This is a genomic window from Streptomyces sp. TS71-3, from assembly GCF_018327685.1.
In the GTDB taxonomy this organism is placed as follows: Bacteria; Actinomycetota; Actinomycetes; order Streptomycetales; family Streptomycetaceae; genus Streptomyces.
Genome location: NZ_BNEL01000003.1, coordinates 2,712,936 through 2,731,764, shown reverse-complemented (window position 1 = coordinate 2,731,764; position 18,829 = coordinate 2,712,936). Strand labels below are relative to the sequence as shown.

Sequence of the window (18,829 nt, the reverse complement as noted above, 5' to 3'; positions counted from 1 at the left end):
ACGTCAGCCTTCGAGTGCCGCCCTGATCGCGTCGGCGATCGGCGTCGTCGGGCGGCCGATCAGGCGGGCCAGGTCCCCCTCGGTGCCCGCCAGTTCGCCCTTCTCGATGGACACGTCCACACCGGCGAAGATGGCGGCGATGAACTCCGGCAGTCCCGCGCCGACGAGGACGGCGGTGTACTCCTCCGTGCTCACCGGCCGGTAGACGATCTCCTTGCCGGTCTGCCGGCTCAGCTCGGCGGCGTACTCGGCGAAGCTCCAGGCGGTGTCGCCGCCCAGCTCGTACGTCCGCCTCTCGTGCCCCTCGCCGGTCAGCACCGCGACCGCGGCGGCCGCGTAGTCCGCCCGCGAGGCGGTGGCGACCCGGCCCGCTCCGGCGGCCTGGACGACGGCGCCGTGCTCCAGGACCGGCGCGAGCTGGGCCGTGTAGACCTCGTGGTACCAGTTGTTCCGCAGCAGCACGTACGGCAGGCCGGAGGCCAGGAGCACCTGCTCGGTGCCGCGGTGGTCGTCGGCGAGCGCGGCCGTCAGGCTGCCGGGTGCGCTGGTGTAGGCGAGGAGCGCCGCACCCGCGGCCGAGGCGGCGTCGATGACGACCCGGTGCTGGGCGACGCGGTCCTTGTCGGCCTCGCTGCCGGAGATGAGCAGCACCCGGTCGCCCGCGGCGAAGAGGCCGTCGAAGGTCTCGGGTGCGTTGTAGTCGGCGATGTGCAGCCCGACGCCCCTGGCGGCGAGCAGGGCGGCCTTCTGCCGGTCGCGGACGACGGCGACGATGCGGTCGGCCGGGACCTTGTCCAGCAGGCCCTCGACGACGAGGCGGCCGAGGTGCCCGGTGGCTCCGGTGACGACGATGCGCATGGTGGTGATCTCCTTGTGGACGGGTCGGAGACCGACCCTAGGCGCTGTGCTTACTCAACGTAAGTAGCCACCTTGAAGTAATGTACTTCCATGGCAGTGAGTACCAGCACAGCGGTAAGTACCCCGGCGGGCGCCACGACCGGTGAGTACGTCGTCGGCGACGAGGGCATGTGCCCGTACCGTCTCGTTCTTGAGCACGTCACCAGCCGCTGGGGCGTGCTGGTCCTGCTCCGCCTGCTGGAGCGCTCGTACCGCTTCAACGAGCTGCGCCGCAGCATCGGCCGCGTCAGCGAGAAGATGCTCGCCCAGACCCTGCAGACCCTGGAGCGCGACGGCCTGGTCCACCGGGACGCGAAGCCGCTGATCCCGCCCCGCGTCGACTACTCCCTGACGGACCTGGGCCGCGAGGCCGCCGGACTCGTCCACGCGCTGGCGGGGTGGACCGAGGGGCGGATGACCGACGTGCAGCAGGCCCGGCAGCGGTACGACGTCGCGAAGGGCGGGACCGAGCGGCCCTGAGAGGCGGGGGCGGCGCTGCTCGCCGAGCGCGCCGTACGCCGCCGGTCCAGAATGGGCAGAAAGCGTCGATCCGGCTGCCCGTCTCGGAGACCGTTGTGACCGCACTGGAAACCGTCGGCTACTCGCTGGGCGTCATCGCCTTCGTGGCCGCAGCCCTGCTGTTCATGATGGGGGGTCCCGCCTACCGGCGCCCCTCGCCTCCCAAGGAGAACACCCCGTCGGACGCATCCTCCGGCCCATCCCCCAGCCGGCCGGACGGCAACGAATGAACACGCCTTGCCGCTCAGGGTGGACGGGTGGATTCACGAGGTGAGCCATCCGCCGTCGCCGATCCCGCGAGCGCGGGACACAGTCCTGGCCTGCCCCCGCCCCCGGTGGGCCCCCGAGCCCATGGCGCGGGCACGGGACTGTGGCACCGTCGGCCACGCCCCGCGCCCACGCCCGCGCCCGGACCTGGCTGACGGCTAACCCCAGCTCGTGAGCCCGGCCCCGTACGGATAGAGCGGCTTGCCGTATGTCGTCGGCACCGGCCGGCCCGCGTCGATCCTGGCGCGGATCTCGGCGCGCTCGGCGTCGGTGGCTCCGAGGTCGTACGGCAGGTCCCAGTTCTCGTTGGCGTCGGTTTGGTTGTCGCCGCCGCCCGGCTTCAGGACCTGGTCGACGCCGGCGGGCAGCTGCCAGGGCAGGTGGCCGCGGGGTGTGTAGTCGCCGAAGAGGAGGCTCGCCGTGGCGGGGCCCACCTCCTCACCGCCGCGGTAGGTCACCACGACGGCGTCGGCGATGCCGTCCCAGTCGCTGATCACCATGGGTCTGGGCAGTGTCAGCACGACCACCACGGGGATCCCCTGGTCCTTGAACTTCTTGATCAGGGCGACCTGGTCGGCGGGCAGGTAGGGCTGGGTGTCCGGCCAGGCGGTGGCGTGGGTGTAGGAGGGCTCGCCGACGGCGACGACGGCCAGCTTCGGCGAGGGCCCGGTGTCCTGGTAGACGTTGACACCGTCCTCGGCGGCCCTGGCCTTGATGGCGTCCAGCATGTCGAGCGAGCCGTAGTTCGGATGGAAGTAGCTGGACCAGATGCAGCATGCGGCCCCGTCGGTGGCCCTGTCACCCGTCACCACGATGCTGTCGCCGGAGCCCAGCCGCACGGGCAGCGCGCCGTCGTTCTTCAGCAGCGTGTCGGACTCGCGCGCCGCCTTGTCCGCCAGCGCCACGTAGCTCGGCTGGTGGAACCGGTAGGGGCCGTTGACCGGGTCGCCGTAGGGGTGTTCGAAGATGCCCAGCTCGAACTTGAGGGTGAGGATCCTGCGCACCGCGTCGTCGATCCTGGCCGCCGGCACCCGCCCGAGGAAGTCGGCCATGCTGAAGTCGGCTGCGCCGGGGTCCGCGCCGCCCATGACGTCCGAACCCGCGTTGGCCGCGTTGATCCAGGAGGTGGAGGGCAGCCAGTCGGTGGTGATCAGGCCGGTGTAGCCGAGGTTGCCGCGCAGGTAGGCCAGGATCTTGGCGCTGTCGCCGGCGCCGGGGCCGCCCGGGTCCAGGTAGGAACTGCCCGCGTAGCCGGGCATGATGTTCACGGCCCCGGCCTCCATCGCCGCCCTGAACGGGATCATGTGGTACTTGATGGTGACGCCGTCGTAGACGATGCCGGCCTCGCCGCCCGCGCCCTCGCCGGGCCAGTGCTTGACGGTGGCCAGCACGGAGTGCGGGTTGAGCTCGGGCCCGCCCTGGAGCCCCGCGACCAGGGCCCGCAGTTGGGCCGCGGCCACGTCCGCGTTCTCGCCACCGCCCTCCTGGATCCTCGGGTAGAGGACCTTCGTGCCGACCTCCGCGAGCGGCGAGAGGGTGCCGCGCGCACCGACTTCCAGCTCCTCCTTGCGCTGCATATCACCGAGTTGGTAGTCGAGCGGGTAGTCCTTCCCTGCGGCCAGCGTGCTCTGCAGCGGATACGTGGTCTGGTAACCCGCGGTGGTGTCGCCCGCCGAGACCGGCGGGATGCCCAGCCGGGTGGCGGCCGTGGAGAGCAGCACATCGTGCAGGTCGGCGGGTTGCGCGGGGCCGAAGTGCCAGCCGGACATCGGGTACGACTGGACGTTGTAGAACATCTGGTAGGCCTTCTCCTCGGGCGTCATCCTGCCGAGGAGGTCGTCGACGCGGGTGGCGACGGGCAGCCTCCAGTTCTCGTAGGGCTCGATGCCCCCGTTCCTGTCCAGGTCCCGTGCGCCGTCGACGAGGGTGACGCCGTCGTCGACCTGCTCGATGTCCGGCAGGTAGACGCTGAACGCCCGGATGTCCGAGGTGGTGCGCTGCCCGGAACCGCCCACCGCCACCACGAACCATCGGTACGTCCAGCGGTCCGTGATGTCCCAGGTGGGGGTGTAGCCGGTGCCGGTGGGCTCGGCGACCTTGGTGTACAGGTCGAGCAGGTTGCCCGATGCGGTGAAGTCGTAGTCGGTGCGGCTGATGTTGAGCCACACCTCGTAGTGGTCGGTGCCCGCGACGGACGACCAGGAGAACGCGGGCCGCCGGGTGTCGGTGACCATCGCCTTGTCGGCCGGCGAGGTGAGCGCGAACTGGCCGGTGGTGCCCGGGGGCCGGGTCGGGCCGGAGAGCATCGGCGGGGTGCCGGTGGACCGGTCGACGGTGCCGTACACCTGGAACTCCCAGAGCGAGTAACCGTATCCGGTGGCACGCGCCGTGCCGGTGAAGCGGACGTAGCGGCCCTTGCCGGTGACGGCGAGCTCCTCCGTGCCGCCCTCTCCCGAGGCGGTCGTGTAGACGGGGGTCCAGTCGGAGCCGTTGTCCGAGACGTCGACGTGGTAGCCGGTGGCGTAGGCGTTCTCCCAGACCAGCACGAGCCCGCTGATGTTCGCGGCTCCGCCGAGGTCCACCTGGAGCCACTGGTCGTCTCCGGGCAGGCTGGACCAGCGGGTGTCGGTGCGGCCGTCCAGGGCCGCGGCCGGCGCGTTGGCGCCCTCCGTGGAGGAGGCCTTCACCTGCTGGTACGCGGAGATGACCGTGCCGGGAAGGTCGGCGTGGCGGCCGCTGTCCGCGGCCGTCGCGGACACCGCGCGGGCCGCCGCGAGTGGTGCCCCGCCGGGCGCGGTGACGGCGCCGGCTGTGAGCAGCGCCGTGACGCAGAGGACGAGGGCCGGTCTGCACCGCCTGACGGTGCGCACCAGCCGTGACAGCAGGCTCATGGACGACTCCATGGGTGCGGTGCCGCCGGCCTGCGCGTCCTGGACCGGCGCGGTCCGGGGGCGGTGACGGCACGGTGTGGGGGGCTCCGAACGGCTGAGGGGAAGCGGTCCGGAGAGCGCTCTCGGAGAGCGCTCTCCAGGAGCTTGTTGCATGGCCTGAGGCCCTGTCAATGCGGCGGAGGGGCGCGGGAGCCGGCTTGGGCGTACGCGGCCGGGGCCTCGCGGACGCCGCCATGGGCGGGGCATGCGCGGGGATCCGGCAGGCGGCCCCCGCGCGGGGCCTCTGGCGGCCCCGCCCCGATGCGTCGATCATGGCCCTTCGGAGGCGGGCGCGGGACCGTTCCGGCGCCCGCCTCCGCGGACCGCAGCCCTCACCGAAGGGAAGAGCACAGCCATGCAGAGTCCCCCACCCGGCCCGTCAGGCCCGCTGCCAGCCCACCAGCTGGGCGGGCGTACCGACATCGACGACCCGATCCCCGGCATCGACGACCCCGAGCGCTTCCACGAGGGCTGGGAGGCGCGGATCTTCGGACTCTGGCGCACCGTCTCCATCGAGGGCCTGTTCACCACCGACGAGTTCCGCCGCACCGTCGAGCGGATGCCGGCCGAGGACTACCACAGGATGGCGTACTTCGAACGCTGGGTGCACGCCGTCACCCAGCTCTGCCTGGAGAAGGGCCACATCAGCCCGGCCGGCCTGGCCGCCGGCCTCGACCGGGCGGCTGCGCACGCGCACACCCACCCCTCCCCCACCGTGGACTTCGCCCCGCCGGGCGGCACCGGTGTGTACGCGCCACCGGTGCGGGAGCGGTTCGCCGTCGGGACACGGGTGCGGCTGCACGACGGCCCCGGAGCCCACCACCGTATGCCCGTCTGGGCGCGGGGGCTGACCGGAGTCGTGGTCGCCGTCCGCGGGAACTTCCCGCTGCCCGACCTGATCGTCGACCGCGGCGGGGCCGAGGCAGCCGAGCACTACGCCCTGTACGCGGTGGAGATCCCCGCCACCGACGCCTTCCCGGACGCCGACCCCCGGGACGTGCTCGCCCTCGACGCCTACGACCCCTACCTGGAGGAGGCCGGCCGATGACGACCTCGGCGGAGAAACGGCAGGAGCTGACCACCCGCGTGGCCGCCCTGGAGAACGCCCTCGCCGACGCGGGCAAGGTGACGGCCGCCGCGGTGGACGACGCCGTGGACCTCTACACCAACCGCCTGGGCCCCCGCCGGGGCGCCGCCATGGTGGCCCGTGCCTGGAGCGACGACGCCTACCGGAGGCGGCTGCTCACCGACGCCCCGGGCCTGCTCCGCGAGGAGGGCTACGACGGCGAGGGCACCGGCAACGCCGCCCTGCCGTTCCTGCACCTTCTCGTCGTCGAGAACACCGCGGACCTGCACAACCTGACCGTGTGCACGCTCTGCTCCTGCTACCCGCTCGCGCTGCTCGGGCCCCCGCCGCGCTGGTACAAGAGCGACGCCTACCGGGCCCGTGCGGTGCGCGAGCCCCGGGCCGTGCTCGCCGAGTTCGGCGTCCGGCTCGCGGACGGTGTGTCGCTGCGGGTGTGGGACTCCACCGCGGACTGCCGGTACATGGTGCTGCCCGAACGGCCGCCCGGCACCGAGGGCCTCTCGGTGGCCGAGCTCGCCGAACGCGTCACGGTCAACTCCCTGATCGGGACGGAGCGGGACCTGTAGCGCCGGGGCGGGGCGCTCCGGCGGCGCACGCGAGCGCCCGGCCCGGCATCCGGTGGCCCGTCCCGGACCGCCGGCCGGAACGGGGCTGCGCTGCCTGACGGGCCCGTCCTCGGCCGGCGCCCACGGCGTTGTCGCGGCAGGCGAGGCCACGTAGACTCTCCCGCCGTGAACACCGGACCGGCGCTACGCCACGAAGAGATGGGCCAGCCGGTGGACGGCTGATCGCTCCGCGGGTGCCGAGAGAGCACCCCCGTTCGGCACGCGGACCTCCCGGCGCTCGCGCACCGCGAGTCCCCTTTCCCGTGTCGAGCGACAGCGAGGTCAGCCGCATGGCAGCCAGGTTCAACCACACCATCATCGCCGCCAGAGATCGCAACGAGTCGGCCCGGTTCTTCCGGGAACTGCTGGAAGTCCCGGAAGCACCGTCCTGGGGCCCGTTCACCAACATCCAGCTCAGCGACGGCGTGTTGCTCCAGTTCGCCGAGCCGCCGGTGGACATCCAGATGCAGCACTACGCGTTCCTGATCGACGACGAGCTCTTCGACCGGGCGTACCGCCGGCTCCGTGATCGCGGCATCGAGCACTGGGCCGATCCGCAGATGCGGCGCTCCGGCGAGATCAACGACGAGCACGGCGGTCGCGGGGTGTACTTCAAGGACCCCGCAGGCCACGCGATCGAGTTGATCACCCGCCCCTATCTCTAGCCGAGGGGCCTGGTCGGGTGGCCGGTGGGCGGCGCCCGACCAGGTCGGGGGCCGGGCCACTACCCCTGGCTGCTCAGCACCCGTTCGTGCAGCGCGGTGACCGCCTTGCGGGCGGACGCGAAGGCGCCGTGCTGCCAGGCGTCCAGGTGGCTGAGCCAGTCCCCGGCGAAGTAGACGTGGCCGGTGGGCTCGTTGAGGGGCTGGTAGCGGGGTGCGTCAGGGCCGTCGGGGGTGGTGTGCCAGGCGGCCTCCTGGTGCGGGAACTGCCGCCAGTGGTGCGAGAACGAGGAGGCCAGCTCCGTGCGGTACTTGTCGCCGTAGATCTTCACGCCCGCCGCGACGGCCCGCTTCTCCCGGGCGGCCGGGCCGAGCGCGGCGTAGGCGTCCGCCTTGGCACCGGTGTTGTAGTAGCCGACGATGACGCCCCGCCTGCCGTGGAAGCCGTACGACGGGTGCCAGATGTGGGTGACGTCGAGGTCCGTCTCGGTGATGCCGCCGTAGATGCCGTGGTCCGTCTCCCACCAGCGCGAGGCGTACTCGAGACCGATCTTGGCCGCGGAGGACGGTGTGATGGCCGCCAGGGCGGACTGCACGCCGTCCCCGAGGTTGTGCGGCACCTTGGCGAGGATGTTGGGCGGCATCGCGGCGACGCAGTAGTCGGCGTCGAGGGTGCGGGTGCGGCCGCCCTGGCTGTAGGCGACGGTGACCCCGCCGGCCCGGTCGGTGACCCTCGTGACGGCGCAACCGGTCCGTATCCGGTGGCTGCCGACGGCCTGGGTGAGCGCGTGGGGTATGCGGTCCATGCCGCCGACGGGCTGGAACATCAGCATGGCCTGGTCGAACTCGAACTCGAAGGAGAAGTAGCGGCCGACCCCGGTGGTGAAGACCTGCGAGGCGGTGGGCAGGTCGGTCAGCTCCACACCAGGGGTGCCGGCCGCGCCGGGCCAGACGGAGTAGCCGCGCCGCGTGCTGCCGGTGTAGTCGAGGGCGTCGCCGAGGTCGCCGTAGTCCTTCAGGAACTCCACGAGGCGGTCGCGGTCGTCCGACGTCAGCGTCCTGTCGAGGGCGCCGGAGTCGGTGGCCTTGGCGAGCAGTTCGGTGACGTAGCCGAACATGTCGGCCTTGGCGGTCCGGTACCGCATGGGCCGCGTCATGCCGGCGGACTCGTTGTAGAGGTAGGCGTCGGCGTTGACGTTGGTGAAGACCTCGACGGGCACGCCGAGTTCGCGGCAGTAGTCGAGGGTGAGCATCCACTGCGCGATCCTGGCCGGTCCCGCGTTCATGTACTGGCCCTCGGAGAACCGGGCCGTCTGGTGGTTGCCGTACAGGTCCACGGTGGTGTCGCCGCCGCGGACGGTGAAGTTGCGGCCGCCGGTGCGGTCCTGGGCCTCCAGGACCGTGCAGTCGTATCCGGCCTTGCCGAGTTCGTAGGCGGTGGTGAGGCCGGCGATGCCGCCGCCGAGCACCACGACCCGGGCGGGTGCTCTGCCGGTGAGGGTGAAGTCGCCGGCCCGCGGGGCCCGGTACCGCGCGTCCCTGGCGGCCGCCTCGGCGGTCGGCGCCAGGCCGAGGGCGCCCATGGTGGCGAAGAGGGTGCCCGCTCCGGCGGTGGTCCCGACGGCGCGCAGGAAGTCACGGCGCTTGAGCTGCGTCATTGCTCGATCCCCTTTCGTTGTCCAGCGCAGGGGACTGTCGCAGCGCGGTGTTACACGCGATCTTTCGAGGTGTGTCACGAGGGTTAGCGCCGGTGCCCGGTGTTACAACTCCGGGACCGTCGTCACCCGTTCAGGGGCGCGCGCCGCGCCCCGGGGGGGGCGCCGGGCGCCGGGTACCGGGTGCGTTACGTCCGGACGGTTATACATCGTTGAAACAAACGCCTGAATACCCGACACGGCCCCGGATCGCGCCCGGCAACTCCCCCACGGATCAGGGCCGTCCACGCAGCTCAACGGGCTCGGCGCCCCAGCGTGCTCTCCCGTTCGACCAGCGTGAATCCGGGCTGGAGCTCCCGGGACGAGCCGTCCTGGCCGCCGGCGAGCCTGCCGACCACGGACTCGACGGCCAGCCGGGCGATGGCCTGCTTGTCGGGGGCGACGGTGGTGAGGCTGACGGCGCCGTAGCGGGACTCGGTGATGTCGTCGAAGCCCACCACCGCGATGTCCTCGGGCACCCTGAGCCCCCGCTCGAACAGCACCCGCATCGCGCCGATGGCGATCAGGTCGTTGTAGGCGAAGACCGCGTCCGGCCGCTCGCCCGAGTCCAGCAGGTGCGCCATGGCGACCGAGCCGTCCTCGTGGTCCCAGCCCTGGGTGGTGGCCACCAGCGCCTCGTCCACGGGCACCCCCCAGGCCGCCAGCTCCGCCTGCCAGCCGACCAGCCGCAGGTGGGCGGGTTGGTGGGTGCGGTTCTGGCGGGCACCGAGGAAGGCGATGCGGCGCCTGCCGAGGGCCAGCAGATGGCGCACGGCGGCCCGCGCGGCGGCGATGTTGTCGATGGCGATGTGGTCGTAGGGCAGGTCGTAGCGGCGCTCGCCGAGCAGCACCAGCGGAGCCTGGTCGGTGCGGGCCGCGAGGTCCTCCGGCTCCAGCTCCAGGGGGCTGAGGATCAGGCCGTCCATGACCCGCGCGGAGAAGCCCTGGCAGACCTGGATCTCCTGCTCGCGGCGGCCCTGGGTGTGGTCGAGCAGGACGGTGTACTCGTGCCGGGCGGCGGCGTCGATCACGGCCGCGGCCAGCTCGGCGAAGTAGGCGTTGCCCAGCTCCGGGATGGCCAGCGCGATCAGGCCGGTACGCCCCTTGCGCAAATGACGGGCCGTCAGGTTCGGGCGGTAGCCCAGCTCGTCGATGGCGCGCTGCACACGCGCGCGCATGGCGGGCGTGACGTGCGGGAAGTCGTTGACGACGTTGGAGACGGTCTTCACGGAGACGCCCGCACGCTCCGCCACATCCCTGAGACTGACACTCATCTGCTGTCCTCCGGCGCTGTGTCAGGCATCTGGACAGAGCGCGGGAGGCGTGCTGTCATGCCAACGGCCCTTGTTTACAACGATATACATCAGGGTCAGGCAAGAGGCAGAGTCAGCACCCGCTTCTGATGTTCCGGAGGTACCGTGCACTCACCTTCCCCACCTCTCCGTCCGCGCCGCCGCCGCGTGCGCACCTGGGCGACCACGGTGTTCGCGGCACTCGCCCTGGCGGCCACCGCGCTCGGCGGCCCCGCCACCGGCCCTGCGGCCGCGGCCGAACCCGGCGCGGTCCATGGTCTCAAGGGCGAGTACTACACCCAGAGCGCCCCCGGTGCCTTCGACTTCGGGACCCTGAAGGCGACCGCGTTCGACCCGTCCCTCGCCTTCGACGACCTGGAGCCGCGCCTTCTGGCACGCACCGGGCAGAGCGACGACGACAGTGTCCGCTGGACCGGCAGGATCACCCCCGAGAAGACCGGCGACCACGTCTTCGCCGTCTCCGCCGACAACGGCTTCAGGCTGTGGATCGGCGGCTCCCTCGTCATCGACCACTGGGTGGACGACTGGGACACCGAGCAGACATCCGCTCCGATCGCGCTCCAGGCGGGCCAGGCGTACGACATCAGGCTGGAGTACTTCGAGCACACCGGCGGCTCCAACCTGCATGTGCGGTGGACGCCGCCGGGCGGCGAGAAGCAGCCGGTCCCGCAGTCCGCGTTCACCCTCCCCGACGGCTTCGGCTACGACGGCCCGACGGACGTGGCCGTGCAGCCGGACGGCAGGAACCTCGTCATGGACTTCGCCCAGGTGGTCGCCGAGCCCCCGGCCGGGCTCGACGACCACCTGGACATCGTGATCGGCGGCTCGCGGTGGCCCCGGGGCACCACCCACCGGGACCCGGCCGACCCCAGCCGGCTGATCGTGCCGCTGAGCGAGCCGGTCGTGGGCGGCCACGGCGGCCAGGCCGACATCCGCTACGACGGCGCGGGCGGCCTCGCAGGCGCCGGCGGCAAGCCGATCGACGGCTTCTGGACGAGCGGCGTCAACGACTCGACGTACGAGCTGCGCACCCGGTGGGCCGGCGACGTCACCCCGGCGAACGCCCACCCCGAGTACCCGCGCCCCCAGCTCACCCGTGACGCCTGGCAGAACCTCAACGGCACCTGGCAGTTCGCCGCGGCCGAGGCGGGCGACCAGCCGCCGTTCGGCAAGCGCCTGGGCGAGAGGATCCTCGTGCCGTACCCGGTGGAGTCGGGGCTCTCCGGGGTCGAGCGGCACGAGGACCGGATGTGGTACCGGCGCACCTTCACGGTGCCGACCGGCTGGCACGTGGGCGGCGGCAAGCGGCTCCAGCTCAACTTCGACGCCGTCGACTGGCAGGCCACCGTCTATGTCAACGGCCTCCGGGTGGCGGCCCACAAGGGCGGCTACGACCGGTTCAGCGCCGACGTCACCGACGCTCTCACGGGCAAGGGCCCGCAGGAGCTGCTGGTCGGCGTCTACGACCCGACGGACGCGGCGAACGGCGAGGATCCGCCGATCGGCAAGCAGCGCCTGGACCCCAGCGGCATCTGGTACACCCCCACCTCCGGCATCTGGCAGACGGTGTGGATGGAGCCGGTCGCACCGGACCACGCGCAGGACGTGAAGACCACGCCCGACCTGGCACACGGCAGGGTCGGCGTCTCGGTGCGCGGCGTCCGGGACGGCGTGCCGTACGCCGCGGTCGCCTACGACGGCTCCCGGGAGGTGGGCAGGGCGGCCGGCACGACCGGCGGCGCGCTCTCCGTGCCGGTGCCGAAGGCGCACCTGTGGACCCCGGACGACCCGCACCTGTACCGGCTCCAGGTCACGATCGGCCACGGCGCGGGGGCGGACCGGGTGGGCAGTTACTTCGGGATGCGGTCCATCGAGGTCAAAGCGGTGGACGGCACACCGCGCACCCTGCTGAACGGCAAGCCGCTTTTCATGATGGCCACGCTCGACCAGGGCTTCTGGCCGGACGGCCTGTACACCGCGCCCACCGACGAGGCCCTCGCGTTCGATCTGAGGACGCACAAGCAGCTCGGTTACAACGCGGTGCGCAAGCACATCAAGGTGGAGCCGGACCGCTGGTACTACTGGGCGGACAGGCTGGGCCTGCTGGTCTGGCAGGACATGCCCGCGATGAACACCATCAACCCGTCCCCCGCGGCGCGCACCGAGTACGAGCACGAGCTCGCCGCGATGATCCACCAGCACGACAGCCACCCGTCGGTGGCCATCTGGGTCACCTTCAACGAAGGCTGGGGCCAGTACGACCAGGCCCGGATCGCCGACTACGCGAAGCGGCTCGACCCGACCCGGCTCGTCGACAACATGAGCGGGCTCAACTGCTGCGGCGCGGTGGACGGCGGCAACGGCGACATCGCCGACGCGCACGGCTACCCCAGTCCGCAGCTACCCGCGCCGGACGGCGGCCGCGCCCTGGTCAGCGGGGAGTACGGGGGCCTCGGCCTCGCGGTGCCGGGGCACTCCTTCCCGGTGCAGCAGAGCTACGTGTCCGTGGACCCGGCGGTCTACACCGACACCTACCTCGACCGGCTGGAGGAGGTGGAGCAACTCGCGGCCTGCCACGGCAGCAACGGTGCCGTCTACACCCAGATCTCGGATGTGGAGGGCGAGCTCAACGGGTTGCTGACGTATGACAGGAGCGTCCTCAAGCCCGACGCGAAGCGGCTCGCGGCGGCGCATCGCGCCCTGATCGAGGGCGCGGAGGCGGGCACGCTCAGCTGTACGTCGTCCTGATCCTCGGTGCGGTCCCCTGCGGGGGGCCGCACCCCCTCTTCGCCCACGGGGCTCGTGGCGCTTGTTGCGAAGGTCCTCCGGCCGCTGGCCGCTGAGACGGCTCCGTCTGCCCCTTGAGGACGGTGGCGGGCCTCAGGTCCCGATCCGCCTGAGCACGCAGTTCCCCGCGCCCCTTTCTGGGGCGCCTGCCCACCGTCAACGGAAAGGTCACCTACGGCCATGGGGCCCAGGCGACTCGACGAACGCCCTTCGTAGGTGGCCGCCTCACCTACCTGACCGGAAACCGTTCCGCCGGGCGGAGGGGCGGGCCGGCGCTCCGCCCGGCCCCGCATCGAGAACCGCCGGTGCACACTGGATACTGACCTATTTACCACCTTATGGTATGTGTTGTGGTGAGGAATCCGGACGGCGGTACCGAGACGATGCTGGCGGGACTGCTGGACGTCATCGGTGACACCGCGATGGACGACCTCCCCGACGTGGTGAGCGCCCACGCGAAGAGCGCGGGCTTCTCCGAGGTGCGGATCTACCTCGGCGACGTGGAACGCCGTGCCGTGCACCTGCTCCCCGGCCAGAACACACCGGCGTCGGCCGATGTGGTCATCCCGATCCGGGGTACCACCGCCGGGCGCGCCTACCAGTACGGGGAGGTGGTGCCCGACCACACACCGTCGTCGCCGGGCTTTCCCCACTGGGTGCCGCTCTTCAACGGCATGGAACGCCTCGGGCTGATGCTCGTGGTGAGCACCGAACCGGGCGACTGGGTGAGCGCGGACGCACGGCTGCTGGCCACGCTGGTCGCCATGGCCATCGTCATCAAGCGCGGCCACAGCGACACCTACGCGCGGCTGAACCGCACCAGGACGATGAACGTGGCCGCGGAGGCGCTGTGGCACCTGATGCCGCCGCGCACCTACCGGGACTCGCGGGTCACCCTCACCGCGACGCTGGAGCCCGCTTACCAGATCAGCGGCGACGCCTACGACTACTCGCTCGACGGCCCGCTGATCCATCTGTCCATCTTCGACGCGATGGGCCACGACACCGCCGCCGGACAGGTAGCCGCCCTCGCCCTCGCGGCCGCGCGCAGCGCGCGGCACCGGGGGGCGGGGATCGCCGAGACGGGGTACGCCATCGAGCACGAGCTGGTGCGCCAGTTCGGCGGCTCCCGCTTCGTCACCGCGATCCTCGCCACGCTGGACACCCGCTCCGGCACGCTGGCCTGGGCCAGCTTCGGGCACCACCCGCTGCTGATGCTGCGCGGCCCGCGGGGGATCATCATGCCGTGCCCGCCCGCCTACCCGCTGGGCACCGGGCTGGAGGGCCTGCAGGCGACGGTCGCCCATATGCGGCTCGAACCGAACGACCGGCTGGCCCTGTACACCGACGGCATCACCGAGGCACGCCGGCCGGGCGCCCGGGAGTTCGGCATGCAGCGGCTGATCTACTCCCTCACTCGCCACCATGCCGAGGAACTGAGCGTTCCGGAGACCGTGCGGCGCTTCGTGCACGGCTTCCTCGACTACCACTACGGGCATCTCCAGGACGATTCCACGGTGCTGCTCTGCGAGTGGTTCGGGCCGGAGTAGCGGCCTGGCGGCCGGGGTTGCCGGGTTGTGGTGGGCGCCCCCTTGCTGGCCCGTTTCGCGCGACCCCGTGGGTCGCCTCCGTCCGACGGGGTGCATTCTGTGGTGTGTCGGCCACCGGCGAGTGGGTGGTTGTTCGCGCAGTTCCCCGCGCCCCTGACGGGGCACCAAACAGGCCCCTCGCGTCTCGTTCCCGGCCAGCCGCCGGTGGGACCTTCTTGCGCAGTTCCCCGCGCCCCTGACGGGGCGCCAAGCAACCCCATGCCGTCTCATTACCGGCCAGCCGCCGGCGCGACTTGCTCGCGCCGTTCCCCGCGCCCCTGGCGGGGGACCGAACAGCGGGCACGGGGAAACGTCTCCGGGGGTCAGGAAGCCGGCTTCGAGCTCGGTGGTGCGGCGATGGGTACCGGGCGGGGCTGGAGGCGGTCGTCTACGTAGAGGTCTACGTGCTCGTTGTAGAACGCCACCATGGTCGCGACCGGGGCGACGGCCCGGGTCGGGTAGTCGTAGACCCAGGCGAGGTCGGTGTAGGTGGCGCGGTCCGTGGTGACCGACCAGTAGCCGCTGGTGGTGCCCTTGTACGGGCAGCTCGTGACGGTGTCGGTGGGGGTCATGCGGGACCAGTCGACATGGACGCGGGGCAGGTAGTACCGGGTGGGCAGCCCCGTCTCGAAGACCATCACGCTGTACGGCGCGTCGGCCAGCACCGCGCCGTCCAGCTCGACGCGGACGTTGCGGCCGGAGTGCAGGGCGTCCACGCGGGTGTAGGGGCTCCTGGGGTGGACGAAGACCCTCTCGTCCTCCTCGAACCAGGCGTCCAGCGCGTCCCAGCGGAAGCTGGCGTGTCCCACCACGGGCGCGGGCGCGCCCTGCTCCCACACCCAGGCCCCGCCGTGCCGGGTGGCCTCGCCGAACATCAGGGTGTGCCGCCGGGCGGGACCGGGCGGCAGGGAGATGGTCTGGCCCTCGTCGGCGAGCGCCCCGTCGGCGACATCCTCGGGAGGCACCGCGTACTGCGGATAGCCCGGCCAGAGCCACACGTACCAGGCCCGCGTGGTGTCGAAGACCGGCTGGCCGTCGACGAACCCGCGCAGCCGGCGCGGCACGGGTTCCACATGCCCCGTCGGCACGATCATCTGCGGGTAGTCGGGTACGTACTCCGGCATGGGATCTCCCGTCGCCTCGCCAGCCCGTCGCGGCGGCGCTGCCACGGGTCCACGGGCCGCCGGCCGGGCACGAGGGCGGCCGTCCGGCGTCGCCACCGCGTCTGACTTCCTATCAGACACCAGGGCTCCCGGCCGGGCGGACACGCCCGCCGCGCACACGGCGGTGCGCCGGCCGTCCGAGAGGGGGAAGGACGGGCGGCCGGCGCACGGCCCGGCGCCGGGGCGGGCCCCCGGCGGGAAGGGTCAGGGCAGGGTCTGCACCTCGCTGGGCCGCGGCCACTCGTCGCCGGTGGCGAAGTGGCCGTGCCAGGTCCCGGCGGGCCCGAAGGCCGTGCCGCCGGAGAGCGACACCAGGGCGTCCGCTGTGGAGCCGCGGGTGAAGGCGACGATGTCGGCGCGCCCGTCGCCGTCGAAGTCGCCCATGCCGGGCACCTGGTCCCCGCCGGCGAAGGAGTCGTGCCACTTCCAGCCGTTCTGGACGAACCGGGTGCCATCGGAGAGGGAGACGAGGACGTCCGCCGTATCGCCGCGGGTGAAGGTGACGATGTCGTCGCGGCCGTCGCCGTCGACGTCGCCGACCGCTGGGATCTCGTCGCCGACCGCGAAGTGGCCGTGCCAGAGCCAGCCGTCCTGCCGGAACGCGCTGCCGCTGGACAGGGACACGTACACGTCGGCGGAGGAGCCGCGGGTGAAGGTGGCGATGTCGTCGCGGCCGTCCCCGTCGAAGTCCCCCACCTCGGGGATCTCGGTGCCCACCGCGAAGTGGCCGTGCCACTGGCGGGGCGCCCCGAAGGAGCCGCCGGTGGACAGGGCCACGTAGACGTCGGCGGCGTCGCCGCGGGTGAAGGCGGCGACGTCGTCCTTGCCGTCGCCGTCGAAGTCGCCCACCGCGGGCACTGCCGTGCCGGCCGCGAAGTCGTCGGCCCACTTGACCCCGTCGCCGCGGAAGGCGTGCCGTCGGACAGCGCCACGTACGCGTCGGCCGCCTCGCCCCGGGTGAACGTCACGGCGTCCTCACGGCCGTCGCCGTCGAAGTCGCCGGTGAGCGGGATCTCGCCGCCCTGCGCGAAGTGGTCGTGCCACTTCACGCCGTCGCCGACGAAGGCGGACCCGTCGGAGAGCGCCGCGAAGACGTCGGCCGCCTCGCCCCGGGTGAACGTCACGGCGTCGTCCCGGCCGTCGCCGTTCAGGTCGCTGCGGGTCGGCGTCCCGCTGCGCCCGGAGAGCACCCCGCCGAGCTGGGCCGTGCGGCCCGCCATGTCGACCGCGACCACCCGGTAGTGCCGCTCCGTGCCGCGCTTCAGCGGGCCGTCGGTGAAGCCCGGCGCGTGGGCGGTGCCGAGCAGGGTGGCGTCGCCCACGGGCACGTCCGGGGAGGCGGACCCGTACACCCGGTACTCCCGCACCCCGGTGTCGTCGGCGGGCTCCCGCCACGACAGGTGCAGGGCGTGGTCGGTGCCACTGGTCAGGGCGGCGGTGCCGGCGGTGGGCGGGCCGGAGTCCGGGTGGGCGGCGACGAGGCTGTCGGCCGCGTACCCGCTCGCGGTCCAGGCCGGTGCGCCGGCCGCGGGGCGCAGTTCCACGGTGACCCGGGTCCTGCCCGCGGTGGCGCTCGCCGGGAGCGGGAAGGTGTCCGTGAGCCAGCGCTGCGCGGCGTTGCCGAGCGGCTGCGTCCAGGTGCCCACGCCGGTGCCGTCGACGAGGACCGTCGCCGACTGGTAGGCGGCCGCCTGGTCACAGGTGCGGCGCAGCAGCACCCCCTGGTTCTGCGCGTCCAGGTCGAGCCGGAAGGAGACCGGTGCCGAGGTGGCCCGCACCGCGCCGCTCACCGGCGTGTCGTCCGCGTCGCCCTCGTACACGGAGTCCAGCGTGGTCTGCGTCGCGTTCCCGCTCTCCTGGTAGCCGGCCGCCGCGCGGCTCGCCGGGTCGCCGGTGTCGATGACGGTGGTGCGGTGCAGCCCGGCGCCGTCCGCGGCGTCCTTGGCGTACAGGAACGCGGTGGAGCCGTAGAGGGCGGGGGCGTCGTCCTGCGCGCCGTGCTCGATGCCGAAGCGCAGCGCGGAGGCGTAGGGGACGGCGTCGGCGAGCATCAGCCGGTAGGCGCCGTCGCACTCGTACTGGCAGCCGTCGGCCGCCTTCTCGTGCTTCGGGTTGCCGTTCATCGGGTTGGTGTAGGTGCCGCGGTTGAAGTACCAGCCGGACTCGTAGAAGTCCTCGGTGCCGGTGCCGTGCGTCTGGGGGCTGAGCCGGCCGTCGGTGTACACCCGCTCGTCGCCCTCCAGGTAGCCGCGGGTGTTCCCGGTGGGGATGCGGCCCTGCATGGTGTCGGAGACGCCGACGAACTTGCCCCGCCCCGTGCGGTCCGAGAACAGCCAGTCGTGGTCGGCGACAGTGTCACCGCGGTGGGACTCGGCGGAGAAGTAGCCGGCGCCGCCGGTCGCAGCCAGGGCGGCGGCCCACTGGCTGTCGGGCGCGGACGTCACCTCGACGTCGAGGCCGCTGAGCGCCTGCCCCGTCGAGTTGACCAGGCTGACCCGCGCGTCGCTCCGGTACGGCATCGGCCACCAGGTCGTGTACCAGCCGTCCGCGGCGGTGTCCATGGCGAACAGCAGCGAGCGCACCGGGCTCTCGCCGAGTCCGGAGCCGAAGAACTCGCCGATCGGGGCGTCCGCGGTCTGCCTGCCGTCGAAGCCGAGCCGCAGCCGGAGGCCGGACAGCACCGCGTCGGTGTCCTCGCCGTCCGGGATCCGCACCCTGAGGGCGCTGATGCTGCCGGGCCCGTCGAGCCGGGCCGCCTCTCCCTGCTGATGGGCGGCGAGGCCGAGCGTCCTGCGCACGGTGGTGGCACCGGCCGCGGCGGGCTTGGGGTCCTTGGCGCCGGCCGCCTTCAGCATGTCGATCACGTCGGTGGCGGGGTCGGACGGGTCGAAGCGCCGCACGCCGTCCGCGTCGGTGAAGTGCCGGTAGCCGACGTGGTAGAAGAGCGGGTTGTTCCGCACGGTGACCCGCATCGAGTCGCGGTACGGCATCGGGACCTTGATGTAGACGCCTCCGGAGGACTGGTCGGCGTCGGCCACGAGCGGATACACGAACGGTGCGCCCTGCTTGCCGTCCACCACGTCCTGGAGCGGCGCGTTGAGGACGGTGGCGCCGTCCAGCTCGATGGTGAGGGTGCCGGTGGCGGTGACGTCGCCGTTGTCGCGGGTGAACCAGATCGAGGAGATCTCCCCGGCGCCGTGGTCCTCGGCGAGGACGCAGCCGGACGCCGTCGTCTTCAGGCAGGAGTAGGTGCCGTCGAAACCGTCGCCGTTGCCGCCGGTCCTGTCGAAGCTGGAGAACTGCCGGGTCTGGGTGC

Annotated in this window: 13 protein-coding genes and 1 pseudogene; 7 read left to right on the top strand and 7 right to left on the bottom strand. The window is 72.3% G+C overall.

The genetic code is table 11. The annotated features are described in order from the left end of the window. Positions 1-3 precede the first annotated feature (3 nt). A complete protein-coding gene (locus Sm713_RS35610; protein WP_212914072.1) occupies positions 4-858 on the bottom strand; it encodes an NAD(P)H-binding protein in 855 nt (284 codons plus the stop codon). Positions 859-948: 90 nt separating this feature from the next. Between Sm713_RS35610 and Sm713_RS35605 the strand changes: the two genes are divergently transcribed. Both Sm713_RS35605 and Sm713_RS35600 read left to right on the top strand, forming a co-directional pair. Then, the gene (locus Sm713_RS35605) at positions 949-1,377 is read left to right on the top strand and encodes a helix-turn-helix domain-containing protein (protein ID WP_212914071.1); all 429 of its coding nucleotides are present in this window, start codon (positions 949-951) and stop codon (positions 1,375-1,377) included. Between the two features lie 95 nt (positions 1,378-1,472). Beyond that, positions 1,473-1,646 (top strand): hypothetical protein, encoded by a 174-nt coding sequence (locus Sm713_RS35600; protein WP_212914070.1) that lies wholly within the window; start codon positions 1,473-1,475, stop codon positions 1,644-1,646. A 195-nt stretch (positions 1,647-1,841) separates the two neighbouring features. On the opposite strand, the gene Sm713_RS35595 is transcribed toward Sm713_RS35600, so the two are convergent. Next, the gene (locus Sm713_RS35595) at positions 1,842-4,574 is read right to left on the bottom strand and encodes a glycoside hydrolase family 3 C-terminal domain-containing protein (protein ID WP_212914069.1); all 2,733 of its coding nucleotides are present in this window, start codon (positions 4,572-4,574) and stop codon (positions 1,842-1,844) included. A gap of 394 nt (positions 4,575-4,968) precedes the next feature. On the opposite strand from Sm713_RS35595, the gene Sm713_RS35590 reads away from it, so the two are divergent. The 3 genes from Sm713_RS35590 to Sm713_RS35580 all read left to right on the top strand — a co-directional run bounded on the left by Sm713_RS35590 (position 4,969) and on the right by Sm713_RS35580 (position 6,970). Next, complete coding sequence (locus Sm713_RS35590; RefSeq protein WP_212914068.1) at positions 4,969-5,661, top strand: SH3-like domain-containing protein; 693 nt, start codon at positions 4,969-4,971, stop codon at positions 5,659-5,661. Next, on the top strand, positions 5,658-6,266 hold the full coding sequence (locus Sm713_RS35585; protein WP_212914067.1) for a nitrile hydratase subunit alpha: 609 nt from the start codon (positions 5,658-5,660) through the stop codon (positions 6,264-6,266). Before Sm713_RS35590 ends, Sm713_RS35585 begins: the two co-directional genes overlap by 4 nt. Positions 6,267-6,595: 329 nt before the next feature. Then, positions 6,596-6,970 (top strand): VOC family protein, encoded by a 375-nt coding sequence (locus Sm713_RS35580; RefSeq protein ID WP_212914066.1) that lies wholly within the window; start codon positions 6,596-6,598, stop codon positions 6,968-6,970. Positions 6,971-7,029: 59 nt separating this feature from the next. Here Sm713_RS35580 and Sm713_RS35575 read toward each other — a convergent pair whose 3' ends face one another. Both Sm713_RS35575 and Sm713_RS35570 read right to left on the bottom strand, forming a co-directional pair. After that, positions 7,030-8,625 carry an FAD-dependent oxidoreductase gene (locus Sm713_RS35575; RefSeq protein ID WP_212914065.1) on the bottom strand — a complete coding sequence of 532 codons (1,596 nt, stop codon included), beginning with the start codon at positions 8,623-8,625 and terminating at the stop codon, positions 7,030-7,032. A gap of 290 nt (positions 8,626-8,915) precedes the next feature. After that, complete coding sequence (locus Sm713_RS35570) at positions 8,916-9,935, bottom strand: LacI family DNA-binding transcriptional regulator (protein ID WP_212914064.1); 1,020 nt, start codon at positions 9,933-9,935, stop codon at positions 8,916-8,918. A 207-nt stretch (positions 9,936-10,142) separates the two neighbouring features. Between Sm713_RS35570 and Sm713_RS35565 the strand changes: the two genes are divergently transcribed. Next, positions 10,143-12,722: a PA14 domain-containing protein gene (locus Sm713_RS35565; RefSeq protein WP_212915064.1), complete on the top strand. Its 2,580-nt coding sequence runs from the start codon at positions 10,143-10,145 to the stop codon at positions 12,720-12,722. 389 nt (positions 12,723-13,111) lie between these two features. Continuing rightward, a complete protein-coding gene (locus tag Sm713_RS35560; RefSeq protein ID WP_249416903.1) occupies positions 13,112-14,311 on the top strand; it encodes a PP2C family protein-serine/threonine phosphatase in 1,200 nt (399 codons plus the stop codon). A gap of 362 nt (positions 14,312-14,673) precedes the next feature. On the opposite strand, the gene Sm713_RS35555 is transcribed toward Sm713_RS35560, so the two are convergent. From Sm713_RS35555 to Sm713_RS41870, 3 genes and pseudogenes are all read right to left on the bottom strand, one after another. After that, positions 14,674-15,474 carry a DUF427 domain-containing protein gene (locus Sm713_RS35555; protein WP_212914063.1) on the bottom strand — a complete coding sequence of 267 codons (801 nt, stop codon included), beginning with the start codon at positions 15,472-15,474 and terminating at the stop codon, positions 14,674-14,676. 243 nt (positions 15,475-15,717) lie between these two features. Further along, complete coding sequence (locus Sm713_RS41875; RefSeq protein ID WP_374196140.1) at positions 15,718-16,362, bottom strand: FG-GAP-like repeat-containing protein; 645 nt, start codon at positions 16,360-16,362, stop codon at positions 15,718-15,720. 1,109 nt (positions 16,363-17,471) lie between these two features. Continuing rightward, positions 17,472-18,368 (bottom strand): annotated as a pseudogene (locus Sm713_RS41870) (glycoside hydrolase family 172 protein); the annotation flags it as partial. Positions 18,369-18,829: the final 461 nt, after the last annotated feature.